General features: G+C 75.1%; 13 protein-coding genes and 2 pseudogenes. 10 read left to right on the top strand and 5 right to left on the bottom strand.

The features are described 5' to 3' along the window. Positions 1-81: 81 nt before the first annotated feature. Together ACIRRU_RS04745 and ACIRRU_RS04740 are read right to left on the bottom strand one after the other, a co-directional pair. Positions 82-3,306, bottom strand: coding sequence for a sacsin N-terminal ATP-binding-like domain-containing protein (locus ACIRRU_RS04745; protein ID WP_403676120.1), 3,225 nt, complete (start codon positions 3,304-3,306; stop codon positions 82-84). Between the two features lie 175 nt (positions 3,307-3,481). Beyond that, positions 3,482-4,411, bottom strand: a complete 930-nt coding sequence (locus tag ACIRRU_RS04740) for a DUF3027 domain-containing protein (protein ID WP_403676118.1) — start codon at positions 4,409-4,411, stop codon at positions 3,482-3,484. A gap of 414 nt (positions 4,412-4,825) precedes the next feature. Here ACIRRU_RS04740 and ACIRRU_RS04735 point away from each other — a divergent pair, with 414 nt between their 5' ends. The 4 genes and pseudogenes from ACIRRU_RS04735 (at position 4,826) to ACIRRU_RS04720 (ending at position 8,602) form a co-directional block, all read left to right on the top strand. Then, positions 4,826-6,310 (top strand): MFS transporter, encoded by a 1,485-nt coding sequence (locus tag ACIRRU_RS04735; protein ID WP_403676115.1) that lies wholly within the window; start codon positions 4,826-4,828, stop codon positions 6,308-6,310. A 27-nt stretch (positions 6,311-6,337) separates the two neighbouring features. Next, positions 6,338-6,814 (top strand): DUF2771 domain-containing protein, encoded by a 477-nt coding sequence (locus ACIRRU_RS04730; protein ID WP_363200319.1) that lies wholly within the window; start codon positions 6,338-6,340, stop codon positions 6,812-6,814. Positions 6,815-6,851: 37 nt separating this feature from the next. Then, a pseudogene (locus ACIRRU_RS04725) lies at positions 6,852-7,517 on the top strand (futalosine hydrolase); the annotation flags it as partial. A 200-nt stretch (positions 7,518-7,717) separates the two neighbouring features. Next, positions 7,718-8,602 carry a 1,4-dihydroxy-6-naphthoate synthase gene (locus ACIRRU_RS04720; RefSeq protein ID WP_403676112.1) on the top strand — a complete coding sequence of 295 codons (885 nt, stop codon included), beginning with the start codon at positions 7,718-7,720 and terminating at the stop codon, positions 8,600-8,602. Between the two features lie 129 nt (positions 8,603-8,731). Here the strand turns inward: ACIRRU_RS04720 and ACIRRU_RS04715 are convergent, their stop codons facing one another. Continuing rightward, positions 8,732-9,115 (bottom strand): cold-shock protein, encoded by a 384-nt coding sequence (locus tag ACIRRU_RS04715; protein WP_006126557.1) that lies wholly within the window; start codon positions 9,113-9,115, stop codon positions 8,732-8,734. A gap of 185 nt (positions 9,116-9,300) precedes the next feature. Between ACIRRU_RS04715 and ACIRRU_RS04710 the strand changes: the two genes are divergently transcribed. After that, the gene (locus ACIRRU_RS04710) at positions 9,301-9,540 is read left to right on the top strand and encodes a hypothetical protein (protein WP_363200317.1); all 240 of its coding nucleotides are present in this window, start codon (positions 9,301-9,303) and stop codon (positions 9,538-9,540) included. Between the two features lie 135 nt (positions 9,541-9,675). Here ACIRRU_RS04710 and ACIRRU_RS04705 read toward each other — a convergent pair whose 3' ends face one another. Then, positions 9,676-10,338 (bottom strand): HAD family hydrolase, encoded by a 663-nt coding sequence (locus ACIRRU_RS04705; RefSeq protein ID WP_403676110.1) that lies wholly within the window; start codon positions 10,336-10,338, stop codon positions 9,676-9,678. A gap of 180 nt (positions 10,339-10,518) precedes the next feature. Between ACIRRU_RS04705 and ACIRRU_RS04700 the strand changes: the two genes are divergently transcribed. From ACIRRU_RS04700 to ACIRRU_RS04685, 4 genes and pseudogenes are all read left to right on the top strand, one after another. Continuing rightward, entirely contained in the window at positions 10,519-11,559 is a 1,041-nt protein-coding gene (locus ACIRRU_RS04700) for a FecCD family ABC transporter permease (RefSeq protein WP_403676107.1), read from the top strand. Beyond that, positions 11,556-12,641 carry a FecCD family ABC transporter permease gene (locus ACIRRU_RS04695; RefSeq protein WP_403676105.1) on the top strand — a complete coding sequence of 362 codons (1,086 nt, stop codon included), beginning with the start codon at positions 11,556-11,558 and terminating at the stop codon, positions 12,639-12,641. The genes ACIRRU_RS04700 and ACIRRU_RS04695 overlap by 4 nt, the downstream gene beginning before the upstream one ends. Beyond that, positions 12,638-13,495: pseudogene (locus ACIRRU_RS04690) on the top strand (ABC transporter ATP-binding protein); the annotation flags it as partial. The gene ACIRRU_RS04695 and the pseudogene ACIRRU_RS04690, both read left to right, overlap by 4 nt. A 219-nt stretch (positions 13,496-13,714) precedes the next feature. Further along, the gene (locus ACIRRU_RS04685) at positions 13,715-14,710 is read left to right on the top strand and encodes an ABC transporter substrate-binding protein (protein ID WP_403676102.1); all 996 of its coding nucleotides are present in this window, start codon (positions 13,715-13,717) and stop codon (positions 14,708-14,710) included. Positions 14,711-14,863: 153 nt separating this feature from the next. On the opposite strand, the gene ACIRRU_RS04680 is transcribed toward ACIRRU_RS04685, so the two are convergent. After that, complete coding sequence (locus tag ACIRRU_RS04680) at positions 14,864-15,775, bottom strand: alpha/beta hydrolase family protein (RefSeq protein ID WP_403676099.1); 912 nt, start codon at positions 15,773-15,775, stop codon at positions 14,864-14,866. 102 nt (positions 15,776-15,877) lie between these two features. On the opposite strand from ACIRRU_RS04680, the gene ACIRRU_RS04675 reads away from it, so the two are divergent. Beyond that, positions 15,878-16,447, top strand: a complete 570-nt coding sequence (locus ACIRRU_RS04675; protein ID WP_363200310.1) for a TetR/AcrR family transcriptional regulator — start codon at positions 15,878-15,880, stop codon at positions 16,445-16,447. The last annotated feature ends 178 nt before the right edge of the window (positions 16,448-16,625 follow it).

Genomic DNA, 16,625 nt, shown 5'->3' with positions numbered 1-16,625 from the left:
GGTGAACGGTTGTACGATTCTGTGACTTTTCTGTGAAGCCGCAGCACACGCCCCGCGCCTCCGCCGCTCCCCCGGCCCGTCTCAGTCGAACCAGCGGTCCCGCGCCAGCTCCCGTGTCCGCGAGGGGTCCTCCAGCAGCGCCGCGACCTCGAAGCGGCGCGGCCACTGGCCCGCCGCCCAGGCCAGGCCCGCCGCGACGCCCTCCAGGGTGGCGGCGTGGACGACACCGTCCGAGGTGCGGCGCCAGTCCAGTTCGGCGCCGCCCGCGCGCAGTTCGGAGTGCTCGACGTACGTCTCCGGGGCACCGGCCCCCAGCAGGGCGCGGACCGCGTCCGGTACGCGGTGCTCCTCGCCCTCGCTGGTGACGTCCGCCGCGACCGTCTCGCCGAGCCGCCGCACCTGGAGGAGGTCGGCCAGCTCGGCGGCGTGCGACGGGGCCACCGGGAGCAGCGGCAGGCCCTCCGTCAGCGGCAGCAGGTCCGGGGCGTCCGCGATCACCGCGTCCGCCGCGTCGACCACGACCACCTCGCCGTCCACCACCGCCCGCAGTTCGTCCGGCAGCGTCACCTGCTCCGGGTCGAGTCCGGCGAGGGCCGTGTACAGACCGTGCAGCTGTACGGGGGTGACGGGCCGGTCCTCGTCGGCCAGGCGGCCCAGCAGTTCGGCCGCGCCGCCCGGCTCGTCCAGCAGGGCCCCGACCGAGGTGCGCACCCCCAGGGCGCCCAGCACCTGGGCGTCGTCGAAGCCGGTGGCGTCCACCGCGTCGTACAGCCCGGCCAGGAGCGGGTCCCCGCCCGCCGCGCGCAGCCCGGCGGGGCGGCGGCCGTCCAGCACGGGGTGGTCGCGCAGCCACCACGCGGTGAAGGAGCGCACGGACCGCGTCGTCCCGTCCGGGAGCAGCACCCGCACCGGCTGGGTCACCGCGTCGCGCAGCGGCGGCCGGGCCAGCATCGCGAGGGCCTGCGGCCAGGCGTCGTCGTCCACCAGGTCCAGGTCCCGGACGGCGACGATCTCGGTGGCGACCGGCGGGACCGGGGTCTCGGGCAGCTGGTCGAGCAGGTCCTCGCACCACACGTCGACCGCGTCCAGCAGCCCGGCGTCGTCCGGTTCGGCGAAGTCGCTGTCCCGGGGCTCCAGTTCGTCCGGGTCCAGGACGACGTCGGCGGCCCGGACGAGAGCGAAGGAGGCGAGCACCCCGCAGGCGGTGAGCGGCCCCTCGCCCCAGCGGTCGGCCAGTTCCTGGTCGACGAGGGCGAGTTCCCCCTCCCGCATGATCCGGGCGAACGGGCTTCCCGGGTGGACCAGTTCGCCCGCCGGGGCCGGTTCGCCGTCCTCGTCGGGGAGGGCGAGCGCGCCGAGCCAGGGTTCGTCGCCGGGGGCGAGTCCGGCGTCGCGGACGAGGGTGAGGACGGTCTCGGCCAGCTCATCGCCGTCGAGCGTGTCCTCGTCCCAGATCTCCCCCGCGTCCAGCGATCGGGCGACGGCCGCCCGGACCTGAGGAGTCGTCAGGACGGCGCGCGGGGTGGCGGGCAGCGCGCCCAGCTTCTCCAGCAGGGGGTGGGCCGCGTCCGGGTGGGCCACCTTGAGGCCGAGCCGGGACAGCCGGGCGAGGACGGGTCCGGTGAGCGCGTCCGGGAGGGGCAGCAGGATCTGGCGCGGCCCGATCGTGGTGCGCGGCGGGCGGCCCGCCCGCTCGTCCTCCGGGTCGCCCGCGAGCGGGACGGGCAGCCCGGTGAGCCGGTCGGGGTCGATGCCCGTGAGGCTGTCGTAGAGGCGGTGCCACCACCCGGGGTCGCGCTCCAGACCGGCGAGGCGGTCGATCGCCTCGGTCAGCGGGACCCGGGCGACCCCGAGGGTGCGCAGCTCCACGCGGCGCTCCAGGCCCGCGGGCAGCAGGCAGGGCAGGACTTCGGCGAGCACCCGGACGGTCTGCGCCCCGACGCCCTCGACCACCTCGGCCTCCAGCGGGCGCAGGGCGGCCGCGGCACTCTCCGTACGGTCCCGGTCCTGCCCCGGCTCCAGCACGTCGTCCCAGCCGGGCTCCGGCTCCGCCTCGGGGTCCCGGGGCGCGGCGGGCTCCAGGAACGCGACGCGGGGCAGCCGGGCGAGGATCGCGCCGCGCAGGGCCCCGTCGAGGGCGCCCTTGCCGAGCCGGTCCGGGACGAGGTCGATGGTCCCGGTCGACACCGGCCGCCAGGCGCCCAGCAGTTCCGCGTACGCGTCGGCCGCCCGCTCCACCAGGAAGTCGGTCAGCGGCCCCGGCGCGGGATGCCTGCGGGCGGTGTCCAGCGGGAGCGATGCGATGAGCAGGGCGGGAACGCCGAGGGGTTCGTCGGTGGGCGTCGGGGCGTGGACCACGGGGGCCGTACGCGGAGGGAGCGGGGCGCCGGACTCGTCCACCGGGACCGCCCAGGTCACCGACCAGTGCGGGCGCAGCCGCTCCTCGACCGGGCGGTCGGCGAGCAGTACGGGCTCGATGGGCCCGTGGTGGGCCACGGTGCGCCAGCGGCCCAGGCCCCGCGCGGAGTCGTCGACGTGCGTGTACGGGCCCTGCTGCGAACGGCTCAGCGTCCGTACGCCCTCCGGGGTCTCGACCACCACCTCGGCCAGGCCGGGCAGGGTGAGCAGCAGCGCGTCGTCCACGGCCGCCAGCAGCCGGGCCGCCAGATCCTCGGCGGCGGCGTCGCGCAGCGGCAGCACCACGACCGTGTCGTACCCCTCGGGCGCGGAGCCCTCGGCGGGCAGCGGGAGACGCAGCAGCGGTACGTGGCCGTCGCGGCGGCGCAGCTCGTCGCCCAGGCCGGGCGAGCCGACGGCCGCCTCCCGGGCCATCTCGCGGGCCTCGGCCAGGGACCAGCGGACCCCGCCGTGGCGGCCGAGCACGGCCGGCTCGTCGCTGACCGCGAGCACGGCGGCGAACCCGACGCCGAACCGGCCCACCGAGGACTCGTGACCCTCGCGCTTGGCGGAGGCCCGCAGGGTGCTCAGGGACTCGACGCCGGTGGCGTCCAGGGGGGCGCCGGTGTTGGCGGCGGCCAGCACGCAGCGGCCGTCCGGGGAGCCGGGGGCGGCGGGGTGCAGGGTGAGGCGGAGCCTGCCGGGTACACGGGCGCGGGCGGCGGCGTCGGCGGCGTTCTGGGCCAGCTCCACGACGAGGCGGTCGCGGTAGCCGCCGAGCGCGAGGTCCTCCTCGGCGTTGGCGTCCTCCCGGAACCGGGCGGGGCCCGCGCCCCAGGCGTCGAGCACGCCGCGCCGCAGCCGCGCCGTCCCGAACGGATCGGCCCCCTCGGTCGCATTGATGCTCACGCTGTCGACTCCGTCCGCCGTGGTGGGGCCGGCGCCTGTGTCCGCCGCCCCGTGTGCGCCCGAAGGTACCGCGCGGGCGCCGTCCGCCCGACGGGCGGCCCGGACGACCGGCCTCGGCCCGCCCCGCGACCAGGACCGGGAGCCCCGACGTGCTGACCGCTCGGCGGCCGGGGCGTCAGGAGCGGCCCAGGTCCTTCGACGCCCCGTCCGCCTCCGCCGGGTCCGGGCCGCCGTCCACCTCCGGGCGCAGCGGATACGCGTCGACCCGCATCGTGTCCAGCGCGTGCGGCGCGGGCTGCGGCGGCTTCGGCATCACGGCGGCCTCCGAGTGCCCGCCGCATCCGTACGCCAGCGACACCACATGGCCGTCCGCCGGACCGAACTCGTTGGCGCACACACCGAAGGCCTGCTTCAGGGAGCCCGCCATGGGGATCAGGAACGCGCAGCTGACGCACGCCGCCGGGGCCGCCTGGGCCATCGGCGTCCGGGGGCCGAACGCCTCGTCCCAGCGGTCGGCCGCCTCGTACAGCCCGTACCGGGACAGCACCCGTGCCCGCCGCGTGCCCAGCTCCTCGGCCACGGAGGCGATGGAACCCCGGCTGGTCGCGGCCACCGGCCGGTCGGCCGGCTCGGCGTCCCGCGCGTCGGCCGACGCCGCGAGCTCTCCGGCGACCGCGGAGTTCGGCGGCGGCTCGTCCTCGCCACTCCAGCCGGGCTCCAGGCGCAGGTCCTCCGCCTCGGTGGGCAGCAGGTCGCCCGGCCCCATGTCGCCGGGGCGCAGCCGCTCGCTCCACGGCACCCACTCCGGTGCCAGGAGCGCGTCGGTCCCGGGGAGCAGCACCGTTTCGTCCAGGGTGACGTTCTTGGCGCGGGAGGCGCGCGCCACCGTCACCGCCCAGCGCCAGCCGCGGTAGCCGGGCTCCTTGGACTCGAAGTAGTGCGTGACGACGCGGTCCCCCTCGGAGACCACGCCGACATGTTCACCGACCACCCCGGGCGCGGCGGCCTCCTCGGCGGCCTCGCGGGCGAGGTCCACCGCCTCCGCGCACAACCGGTCGGGAACGGGGGTACGGGCCGTACGGCTTCGCGTCGTCGCAGCACTCACAGGTCTTCGCTTCTCTCCATACGCCAGTCTCACGAGCGCGCCGGCTGCCGCACGGTTGCCGTGTCGGCCAGACGGCTGCGGGCGGAGCGGACCTGGGGGCCGCGTCGACGTCCACACCCGTTGTGCCTGCCTCGGGCGCGCCTTCTGCCACCCATTCTGCGGGATCGCCGAGAGGCGCGCGGCCAAGAACAACCGCCGGTGGCGCGTTACGCACGCTACCCTCTCCGCCGCTCCGCGCCCACCTGCCAGCCCCAAACGTGCCGGATACGTTCCGCGCGGCGGGCGGCTGGAAGCGCCGTCGCGCCGGGCGCGGCGGGCGGCCCTCCCGGGGCGCCGGCCGGTCCGGAAGGGCGCTCCGCGCGCGTCCGCGGCCGATCACCGTTCATCCTGGCGGGGTTGGGGCACTATGACGGGGTGACTGCCGCCAGCTCGCACGACGGCTCCGGCCCGCTCCGCAGGACGGGGCGGGCTGCGGGCCGTGCGCTGCGCGCCCCGTTCACCGGCACGGCCCGGTCCATCCGCAAGGCGACGCACGCCCACGGCGCGGGGGAGTCCGGCCTGGGCAAGCTCATCGAACTGCACGCGGTGAACGGCGCGGGCGACGTCATGATCACCGTCGCCCTCGCCTCCACCGTCTTCTTCTCCGTGCCGACGGACGAGGCGCGCGGGCGCGTCGCGCTCTACCTCGCCATCACCATGGCCCCCTTCACCCTGCTCGCCCCGGTGATCGGCCCGCTCCTGGACCGGCTGCCGCACGGCCGCCGGGCCGCGATGGCGGGCGCCATGCTGGCCCGCGCCCTGCTGGCGCTCACCATGTCGGGGGCGGTCGCCACGGGCGGTCTGGAGCTGTATCCGGCCGCGCTGGGCGTGCTGGTCTCCTCCAAGGCGTACGGGGTGGTGCGCAGCGCGGTGGTGCCCAGACTGCTGCCCCCACGGTTCTCGCTGGTCAAGGCGAACTCCCGGGTCACCCTGGCGGGGCTGCTGGCCACGGGGGTGGCGGCCCCGATCGGGGCCGGACTCCAGAGCATCGGCTCGGCCTGGCCGCTCTACGGGGCGTGCGCGATCTTCGTGGCGGGCACCTTCCTCGCCTTCACGCTGCCGCACAAGGTCGACTCCGCGAAGGGCGAGCGCCGGGCGCGGCTGATCGACCCGCACGGCGAGGAGACCGGCGGGAGCGGGGCGAGCGGCGGATGGACGGACGGGAAGCGGCCGCTCGGGAAGCCGGACGGCCCCACCGGCAGCACCCGGGCCGGGCTCCGGCGGCGCGACCGCGACGGACACAAACCGCCCCGGGAGCGGCCGCCGGGCCTGCGGTCCGTCGGCGGGCCGGTGCTCCACGGGCTCCAGGCCAACGCGGCGCACCGCGCCCTGTCCGGCTTCCTCATCTTCTTCCTGGCGTTCCTGCTGCGCGAGCACCCGCTGGCCGGGCAGAGCGCGGCCGTCTCGCTCGCCGTCGTCGGCGTGGCGGCTGGCGCGGGCAACGCCTGCGGTACGGCGGTGGGCGCCTGGCTGCGGGCGCGCGGCCCCGAGGTGATCATCGCGACGGTGCTGGGGCTCGCCCTGGGCACCGCGATCCTCGCCGCGGTCTTCTTCTCCACGCTCTTCGTCGCCGCGCTGGGCGCGGTGGCCGGGTTCACCCAGGCCCTGTCGAAGCTGTCGCTGGACGCGATGATCCAGCGGGACGTCCCCGAGGAGGTCCGCACCTCCGCGTTCGCCCGGTCCGAGACCCTGCTCCAGATGGCGTGGGTGGTCGGCGGCGGCATCGGCATCGCGCTGCCGCTCCACGCGGTGCTCGGCATGTCGGTCGCCGCGGCCATCCTGGCGCTCGGCGCCGCCACGTCCGTACGGGGCCTCCTGGGCGCCGCGCGACGCGGCACGCCGCACCCCCGCGTGGCGTGAGCGGAGGCGACCGATAGCCTTCGGCCCATGACCGTTGCGTTCTTCTCCGGTAAGGGCCGTCGAATCGGCGTCGCTCTTGGTGCCGTGTCCGCGGGACTCCTCGTCCTGGCCGCCTGCGACAAGCCGACGCCGCTCGCCACCGTGACGGTCGGCAGCGACTCGGTGAACAGCGAGGCCACCTGCTACAACGACGGCGAGGCGATCAAGGAGTCCCTGGTCCAGGGCTGCCTGAACAAGAAGGCCGAGAAGGTCATCAAGGTCTCCATGGACGACAAGGTCCGCTTCGGCGTCGACCCCGAGATCGCCGAGCACGGCTGGACGCTCTTCATCAACGGCCAGCAGGCCGAGCAGGAGCCGTTCAAGAAGACCTACCGGACGATCCCCGGCAGCGCCTTCTTCTCCAGCCAGACGGGCCAGCCCACCACGAAGACGAACATCTCCATCGTGGAGACCAAGGGCAAGAAGCTCACGGGCATCTGGCAGTTCGAGTTCCGGAAGAACTGACCCGCCGCCCCACTCCCCCCGATCCGAGGCTGTACCCGTGCGTGTGCTGGTCGTGACCGCTGTCCCGGTGGAACGGGACGCGGTCACGCGTGCGTTCGGGGACGTCGGGCAGACCGTGGAGCTGCCGGGGGCCGTCGTGCACCGCCGCGGCGCGTTCGACGTCGTGGCGGGCGGTGCGGGCCCGGCCGCCGCCGCCGCGGCCACCGCCTTCGCCCTGGCCGGGGTACGGTCCGCCGGACCGTACGGGCTCGTCGTCTCGGCCGGGATCGGCGGCGCGTTCACCCCGCTGACCCCGCTCGGCTCGCTGGTCACGGCGAGCGGCATCGTGGCGGCCGACCTGGGCGCGGAGAGCGCCGACGGCTTCCTGCCCGTCACCGCGCTCGGCTTCGGGCGGGACCGCTTCGCTCCCCCGCCCGCGCTGGTCCGGGCGGTCGCCGCCGCCACCGGCGCCGCCACCGGCCCCGTGCTCACCGTCTCCACCGTGACCGGCAGCGCCGAACGCGCCGCAGCCCTGCTCGCCGCGCACCCGGGCGCGCTGGCCGAGGCAATGGAGGGGTTCGGGGTGGCGGAGGCCGCCGCGCGGGCCGGGGTGCCCGCCCTGGAGCTGCGGGCCGTGTCGAACGCCGTGGGCCCCCGCGACCGGGACGCCTGGCGGATCGGCGACGCGCTCGCGGCGCTGACGGAGGCGTTCGGGGCCCTCGCGAACACCGCCGACGCGCTGGCGGCCGCGGCGGAGGCTTCGACGGCCGCGGCGGGGGCCCTGCCCGGACGGGAACGGCCACAAGGGCCACGGCCGCAAGGACCCGGAAGGCCGGAACAGCCACTAGGGCCCGGAAGGCAGGAACGGCAACGAGGACCCGGAAGGCCGGAACAGCCGGAAGGACCTGGGAGGTTGGAACAGCCATGACCACCGACATCACAGCCGACGGCAGCCCGTCCCCGGCCGGGGACGCGGTCCGCATCGCGTTCTCGCCCTGCCCCAACGACACCTTCGTCTTCGACGCCTGGGCCCACGGCCGGGTCCCCGGCGCACCCGCGCTGGACGTGACCTTCGCGGACATCGACATCACCAACGGCCTGGCCGAGCGCGGCGAACTGGACGTCCTCAAGGTCTCCTACGCCGTGCTGCCGTGGGTCCTGGACGAGTACGCGCTGCTGCCGTGCGGCGGGGCGTTGGGCCGGGGCTGCGGGCCGCTGGTCCTCACCAAGGAGCTGGGCCTGGACCTGACCGGCCGGACGGTCGCCGTGCCGAGCGAGCGCTCGACGGCGTACCTGCTGTTCCGGCTCTGGGCGGCGGAGACCGTGCCGGGCGGGGTCGGCGAGGTCGTCGTGATGCCGTTCGACGAGATCATGCCCGCCGTACGGGACGGCGCGGTGGACGCGGGCCTGGTCATCCACGAGGCCCGCTTCACCTACCAGAACTTCGGGCTCCACAACCTGGCCGACCTGGGGCGCCACTGGGAGGACACCACCGGTCTGCCGATCCCGCTCGGCGCGATCATCGCCAGGCGCTCGCTCGGTGCGGCGACCCTGCGCCGTCTGGCCGACGCCGCCCGCAGCTCGGTCCGCCAGGCCTGGGACCACCCGGAGGTCTCCCGGCCTTACGTCCTGGAGCACGCCCAGGAGATGGACCCGGCCGTCGCGGACCAGCACATCGGGCTGTACGTGAACGAGTTCACCGCCGACCTCGGCGAGGAGGGCTACGCGGCGGTCCGCGGTCTGCTGACCCGCGCGGCGGCCGAGGGGCTGGTCCCGCCCCTCGCCCCGGACGCGCTGGCGTTTCCCTGAGCCCGGCGGCCAGGCGGCCCCTTCCCGTCCAGGCGGCCCCTTCGGACCGGCAGGGCTCCGCGGGGAGCCGACAGGGCCCTGCGGGGGGGAACCGGCCGGGCGCCCTGCGGGCCGGCCGGCTCCTTCGCGTCAGACGTCCAGCTGGTCCGCGACCGCGCGCAGCAGGCCCGCGATCTTGGCGCCCGCGGCCTTGTCGGGGTAGCGGCCGCGCTCCAGCTGCGGCGTGATGTTCTCCAGGACCGTCGTCAGGTCCTGCACGATCGACGCCAGTTCGTCCGGCTTGCGGCGCTGGGCGGCCGCGACGGACGGGGTGGGGTCGAGGACCACCACGGAGAGCGCCTGGTCGCCGCGCTGCCCCGCCACCACGCCGAACTCCACGCGCTGGCCGGGCTTGAGTGCGTCGACCCCGGCAGGGAGTACCGACGAGTGGACGAAGACGTCGCCGCCGTCGTCGCGGGAGAGAAAGCCGAAGCCCTTCTCGCTGTTGAACCACTTGACCTTGCCGGTGGGCACGTCTGTCCTCGTCCTCGTACTCGTCGGTATGCGGAAGAGCCGGCCCCGAGAATGTCGCAGGACAACGGCTCCGGATAGCAGTACAGCGGGTCACCAGGACCCGCTCGGTCCCAGGCTAATGGCCCTACGTCCGGTGACAAGACGTCGCCGGAGAGTTCCTCCGGGCAGGGAACTACCCTGGTGGCGTGAGCACTACTCCTTCAGGCGCAGGCGACCGGCTCGTCCAGGTCGGCGCGATCGTCTTCTTCGTCGGCGCACTGGCCACCCTGGTCACGGTCGCCCCGCTGTTCCTGGGTACGGACCCGTTCCCGCCGGTCGCGTACGCGGTCAGCATGCTGATGGGCGTCGGGTTCCTGATCGCCGGGGCGGGCGTCGTGCGGTCGGCCTGGATGAGCTCCCCCCGGCGCTCCGCCGACCGCGCCTAGCCGAACAGTTCCGGCCGGAGGCCCCAGGCGAGCGGCCCCGGGTGGACCCGGCCGGACGGCCTCGGGCGGCCGGTCTCCGACCACGCCCGCCGGGCAGCCCCGGCCACACAACCCCGGCAGCCCGGCAGCCCGGCCCTAGCCGACCGGCTCCTCCTCCGCGTCCCGGTCCGCCTCGAAGGCGGACAGCCAGGCCGGGAAGCCGGTCAGGTCCGCCAGCACCACGTCCGCGCCCGCCGCGCGCAGCTCCGCCGCGCCGCACGGACCCGTCGTCACCGCGACCGACAGCGCTCCGGCCGCCCGCGCCCCGCGCACGTCACCGGTGTGGTCGCCGACGTACACCTGCGCGCCGTACTCGCGCAGCGCCTCGCCCTTGGCCTCCGCCCACAGCTGGCCGATCACCGTGTCCGGCTCGATCCCGAGGTGGGCCAGGTGCAGCTTCGCGTTCGGCTCGTGCTTGGCCGTGACGACGATCGCCCGCCCGCCGAGCGCCCGCACCGCTGTCACCGCCTCCCGGGCCCCGGCGAGGGCGGTGGCCGGGGTGATCGCGCAGTCGGGGTAGATCGCCCGGTAGCGGTCGGCGACGGCGGGCACCCGCGCCGCCGGGAACCAGTGCGCCAGCTCCGTCTCCAGCGGCGGGCCGATCCGGCTCACCACCAGATCGACGTCGATGAACGCACCCGTCTCCGCGGCCAGGGCGCGGTAGGCGGCGGCGATGCCGGGACGGGAGTCCACCAGCGTCATGTCGAGGTCGAAGCCGACCGTGAGGGGGCGGCGGGGGTGCTGAACCGTGGAAGCCATGCCTGCCATTGTGCCGACCGGCCGCCGTCGGCGGCGAAATCGAGCCGCCTAGACTGAGGCGCGCACTTAGCCAAGCCTTACCGTCCGGTGGGGGTGCCGCGCGTGCCGCGTCCGACGCTTCCGCCCGCCGTCGCGCCCGCGTGCGCCCCTGTCCGTACCGGTCCGTCCCGATGGGGTCAGATGTCAGTGTCAGAGCCCGTGCGAGCGGCGGCGCCACCCCGCGCGCCCCGCCTCTCCCGACGGGCGACGGCGACCGCCGCGGCCCTTGGGGCGCTGCTCCTGGCCGTCCTGCTCAGCCTCGCCGTCGGGGCGCGTTCCGTCCCGCCGGGCGAGGTGCTCGACGCCGTGCTGCACGGCGGGACCTCCGACGCCGCCGAGGTGATCCGCACGATGCGGGTGCCGCGCACCCTGATCGGGCTGATGGTCGGCGCGGCGCTGGCCGTCGCGGGCACGGTGTTCCAGGGCATCACCCGTAACCCCATCGCCGACCCCGGCGTCCTCGGCATCAGCCAGGGCGCCTCGGTGGCGGTGGTGGTGGCCATCGCGTTCGCGGGGGTCCACACGCTCACCGGGTACGTCTGGTTCGCCTTCGCGGGCGCGGCCGTCGCCTCGGTCGCCGTGTACGCCATCGCCACCCGGGGGCGCGGCGGGGCGACCCCGGTGAAGCTCGCGCTCGGCGGGGCGGCGATCAACGCGCTGCTCGTGTCGGTGACGACGGGCATCCTCACGACGAAGGCGTCCGCGCTGGACGAGTTCCGGTTCTGGCAGGTCGGCTCGATCGCGGGCCGGGAGGCCGACGTGGTCCAGCAGGTGTGGCCGTTCCTCCTCGTCGGGGCCGTCCTCGTGCTCTCCGTCGCCCGCGGCCTGGACGCGCTCGCGCTCGGCGAGGACGTGGCGAAGGGGCTCGGGCAGAACGTCGCGGCGGTCCGGATCACGGGCGGGATCGGGGCGACCGTGCTCACCGGGGTCGGGGTGGCCGCCGCCGGGCCGATCGCGTTCGTCGGACTCGCCGTCCCGCACATCGCCCGCGCCGTCGTCGGCGGCGACCACCGCTGGGTGCTGCCCATGGCCGCGCTGCTCGGGCCGGTGATGCTGCTCGTCGCGGATGTCGTCGGCCGGATCGTTTTCCCGCCCGGCGAGGTCCCGGCCGGGGTGATGACCGCCCTGATCGGGGTGCCGTTCCTGGTCGCCCTCGTACGCCGGAAGGCGGTGCCCGCGTGAGCGAGACGTCCACGGCCGGGCGGACCGCACGGGTCCGGCCCGCCGGGTACACCGTCGTCAAGGCCGGGCCGCGCGGCCGGTTCCTGCTGCACCGGCGGGCCTCCGTCGTCGCGGCGGCCCTCGTCGTGCTGCTGGCCGTCGTCTGCGTGGCCCACCTCTGCGTCGGGGAGAGCTTCGTCGCGCCCGGCGAGGTGGTGAAGGTGGTCCTCGGGCAGCCGTCGTCGGCCGAGCTGGTCGTGGGCACGCTGCGGCTGCCGCGCCTGGTGGTCGGGGTGCTGGTCGGCGCGGCGTTCGGGATCGCCGGGGCGCTGATCCAGACGGTGGCCCGCAACCCGCTGGCCAGCCCCGACGTGATCGGTATCAGCCAGGGCGCGAGCGCCCTCACGGTCGGCGCGATGACCTTCGGGATCACCTCGCACACCGTGCTGCCCTACCTCTCCGTGATCGGCGGTGTCGCGGCGGCGGCCCTGGTGTACGCCTTCGCCTGGCGCGGCGGGCTGCACGCCACCCGGTTCGTCCTCATCGGCATCGGCTTCGCCGTCGCGCTGCGGTCGGTGACCAGCCTGTTCCTCACCAAGGGCGACTACCTGGTCGCGCAGCAGGCGCAGATCTGGATGACCGGCTCGCTCAACGGGCGCGGCTGGCCGGAGGCGGCCCCGCTCGGCTGGACGCTGCTCCTCCTGCTGCCCGCCGTGGCGTGGGCGGCCCGCGCGCAGCGCACCGTGACGATGGACGACGACACCGCGACCGCGCTGGGCGTACGCCTGGGGCGGGTACGGCTCGGGCTCGTCGCGCTCGGGGTGGTACTGGCCTCCGTCGCCACGGGCACCGCGGGCCCGGTGGACTTCGTGGCGCTGCTCGCCCCGCAGATCGCCCGCCGCATGACCCGTACCGCGCAGATCCCGCTGCTGTCCTCGGCGCTGCTGGGCGCGGTGATCGTCGTCCTCGCCGACCTGCTCGCCCGTCGGCTGTTCTCGCCCACCGAACTGCCGGTGGGCGTCCTCACGGCGGCGGTCGGCGCCCCGTACCTGATCTGGCTGATCATCCGCGGTCACCGCGACCGCAGTGGAGGCACCGCATGAGCCCGCGCCCGACGACCGACGCCCCGCGGGGCACCTCCCGCCTCACGGCGCGCTCCCTGACCCTCGCGTACGAGGACCGCACCGTCGTCCACGAGCTGGACCTCACCGTGCCGGACGGGCGGGTCACCGTCATCGTCGGCCCGAACGCCTGCGGCAAGTCCACCACCCTGCGGGCGCTCGGCCGGCTGCTGAAGCCGCGCGGCGGGGCGGTGCTGCTGGACGGCACGGAGCTGGCCCGGATACCGACGAGGCGGATCGCCCGGTCGATCGGGCTGCTCCCGCAGACCCCCGTGGCCCCCGAGGCGATCACCGTCTCCGACCTGGTGGCCCGGGGCCGGCAGCCGCATCAGAGCTGGTGGCAGCAGTGGTCGGAGGAGGACGAGCGGGCGGTGACCGGGGCGATGTCCCGTACGGACGTCACCGCGCTCGCCGACCGGCCGGTGGACGAGCTGTCCGGCGGGCAGCGCCAGCGGGTGTGGATCGCGATGGCGCTCGCCCAGGAGACGGATCTGCTGCTGCTCGACGAGCCGACGACGTACCTCGACATCGCGCACCAGGTGGAGGTCCTGAACCTGGTGCGCCGCCTGGCCGCCCCGGCCGCGGACGGCACCCGGGGCCGCACCGTCGTCACGGTGCTGCACGACCTCAACCAGGCCGCCCGGTACGCCGATCACCTGGTCGCCATGAAGGCGGGCCGGATCGTCGCGGAGGGCCCGCCCGGGGAGATCGTCACCGCCGGACTGGTCCGCGAGGTCTTCGGCCTGGAGGCCGTGATCGTGCCGGACCCGGTGACCGGTTCCCCGCTCGTCGTCCCGGGCGCACCCTGGAGCCCGGCCGCGGGGTCCGGTGCGGGGGCCGGTGCGGGGTCTGTCCCGGGGTCCGGTGCGGGGTCCCTTCCGCCGTCCGGTGCCGGGTCCGCTCTCCCGCCAGACACGCCGTCCGGTGCCGGGGCCGGGTCCGCTCCCCTGCCTGATGCGGCGTCCGCTTCGGCGTCTGATGCCGCGTCCGGTGCCGCTTCGGCCTCCGGCTTCGTCTCTCCTCCCGACCCGACTCCCGGAAAGGTCCTGTGACCCATGACCCTGCGCAGCTCCCGCCCCCGTGCCCGTACCTTCGCCGCCGCGTCGCTGACCGCGGCCGCCGCGCTGACCCTGGCGGCGTGCGGCTCGTCCGGCTCCGACTCCGGGGCGGGCTCCGACGACTCCGCCTCAGGCTCCGGTTCCCCCCGTACGGTCAAGACGGCGATGGGGGACGTGAAGCTCACGGGGACCCCGGAGCGGGTGGTCGTCCTGGACACCGCCGAACTCGACTCGGCCCTCACCCTCGGCGTCAAGCCGGTCGGCGCGACCCACGCGGACGTGGCGTCGGGCTTCCTCGGCTACCTGCCGAAGGAGCAGGTCGCGGGCATCAAGGACGTCGGCCGGATGATGACCCCGAACCTGGAGGCCGTCGCCGCCCTCAAGCCCGACCTGATCCTCACCAGCAAGGTCCGGCACGGCGACAAGTACGCCGAGCTCTCCAAGATCGCGCCGACCGTGATGACGGAGAACACCGGCTACCCCTGGAAGGAGAACTTCCAGGTCCATGCCGAGGCCCTGGGCAAGAAGGCCGAGGCGAAGATGGTCACCGACGACTACGCACGGCACGTGACCGACGTGACGACGGCGCTCGGCGGCAAGGAGAAGGCCTCCGCGACCGAGGTCAACATGGTCCGGTTCGTGGAGGGCGCCGACATCCGCATCTACGGCAAGAAGAACTACATCGCCACGATCCTCGCCGACGTGGGCCTGGGCCGCCCGGCCGTCACGGACAAGGCGGCGGACGGTTTCAGTTACGACGTCAGCCCCGAGAAGATCGACCTGGCGGACGCGGACGCGATCTTCCACGCCACGTACGGCGACCCGAAGAAGGCCAAGGAGACGCAGACCACCGGCAGCGGCCTGTGGAAGAACATGGACGCGGTGAAGAACGGCAAGGTCTTCGCGGTCGACGACCAGCTGTGGATCCAGGGCATCGGCTACACGGCGGCCGACAAGATCCTGAGCGAGCTGCGGACCAGCCTGACGAAGTGAGCGAGCCCTGAGGGACCGCCGGACGCCGGACGCCGGACCCGCGTGGCCGGGCAGGGCGACCGGACGGGGCACGACGACCGGGCCCGGCGGTCGCCCCCCTGCCGGAAGGGGCGCGACGACCGGGCCCTGCGGTCGCCCCCCTGCCGCACGGACTCACTTGCCGGTGACGTCCCAGCCCTCGTCGCGCCCGGCGGCGGTCGTCTCGAAGGCGGCCCACCCCGAGGCGTCGAGCCCCAGGGCGTCGCGGAGGTAGGCGGCGATGGCGTCCGCGACGAGGGCGACCCGGCCGGGGTCCTCGTCGCTGGTCTCCGCGACCATCTCACCGGCGAGCCCGCCGAGGGTGTGCTCGCCCTCGGCGATGGTGAGCAGGCTCTTCGGGGCCGGGGCGAGGCGGTAGGCGTCGGTGAACCAGTCCGGGCCCCGGGTGGAGAGCTGGGACTGGTCCTTGCCACCCGCGACGACCAGGGTCGGAGCGGTCATCGTGGAGTAGTCCGGCCGCATGAACGGGAGGTGTTCGGCGGCGAACGGGGTGAGGGTCTCGCCCGTGCCGGTGACGGTGATCAGCGCCCCGGCCGCGACCGCGGCGTGCGCGTAGTCCTCACCGGGCGTCCCGTCGGCGTCGAGCACGCGCGCACCGAGCAGCGCGCCCGCGGTCTGAGCGCCCCAGGAGTGGCCCACGACCGCGACGCGGCCCCGGTCGGCCCGGGTCGCCACCTCGCCCGCCTGGCTGAGGATGTCGTCCAGGCCGTCGAGCACCGCGTGGAGATCCGCGATCCGTACCCGCCAGATGGTGGCGAAGCGCGGGTCCTCCCACCCGATGCCGTGCCGGCGGGAGTCCAGGTGGGTGGGCTGTGCGACGACGAATCCGGCGGCCGCCCACCGGTCGACGAGAGGTCCGTACCCGTCCATGGACCACGCGTTGCCGTGGGAGAAGACGATGACGGGAAGATCCCGGCCGGACAGCGGGGCGGTGACCTTGACCTGGAGGTCGAGGTCCCGGCCGGGGGCGGCGACGGTGATCGGCTTGACTGTGGAGATGGGCTGGTCGAGGTGGTATGCGGGCATGAGGGGCCTGCGCTCTCTTCGGAGGAGGCTCTGCCATACTTTGGCGGAGCAGCGTTCCGCCAAAGTAGCGGAACATTGTTCCGCAAGCAAAGGGAGGGCCCTGTGCCGGAATCGCTCGGAGTGCGTCAGGCGCGCGCCCAGCGCACGCGCGAAACCGTGCTCGCGGCCGCGGCGGCCGCCTTCGTGGCCCAGGGCGTCCAGGCGCCCATCCGCGACATCGCCGAACGCGCCGACGTCGGCCTCGGAACGATCTACCGCCACTTCCCGACCCGGGCGGATCTCGTGACCGCCGTCTACCGGCACCAGATCGACACCTGCGCCGCGCTCGCGCCCCGGCTCCTGGCGGAATCGGCGTCCCCGTTCACCGCCCTGACCCGCTGGGCGGACGCGTTCGTGGAGTTCCTGGTCACCAAGCACGGCCTCGGGGCCGCCCTGGGGTCCGGCGACCCGGGGCTGGAGAACCTGCACACTCTGATGCTCGACACCCTGGTCCCGGCCTGCGCGACGCTGCTCGACGCCTGCGCGGCCGCCGGGGAGATCGACCCGGGGATCACCGCGTACACGCTGATGCGGGCCATCGGGAACCTCTGCATCACCGGTCCCGACTACGAGCAGGCGGACGCCCGGCGCATGGTCACCCTGCTGCTCGCCGGATGCCGCCGCACGGCCTGACGCCGGACGCCACCGCCCCTGCCTGATCAGCCGGATGCCACCGCACGGCCCGGCGTCGGGCGCCACGGGAACGTCGGCCCGCCGAGCCACCGCCGGGTCGCCAGGACGTCTTCGGCCCGCCGGGCCACCGAGCCGCCGCCGAGACGCCGAGTCACCGCCGGGCCACCGAGACACCGCC

Origin of the sequence: Streptomyces sp. NPDC101181 (genome assembly GCF_044767975.1) — a bacterium.
GTDB lineage: Bacteria > Actinomycetota > Actinomycetes > Streptomycetales > Streptomycetaceae > Streptomyces.
This window is presented reverse-complemented; position numbering and strand designations above follow the sequence as displayed.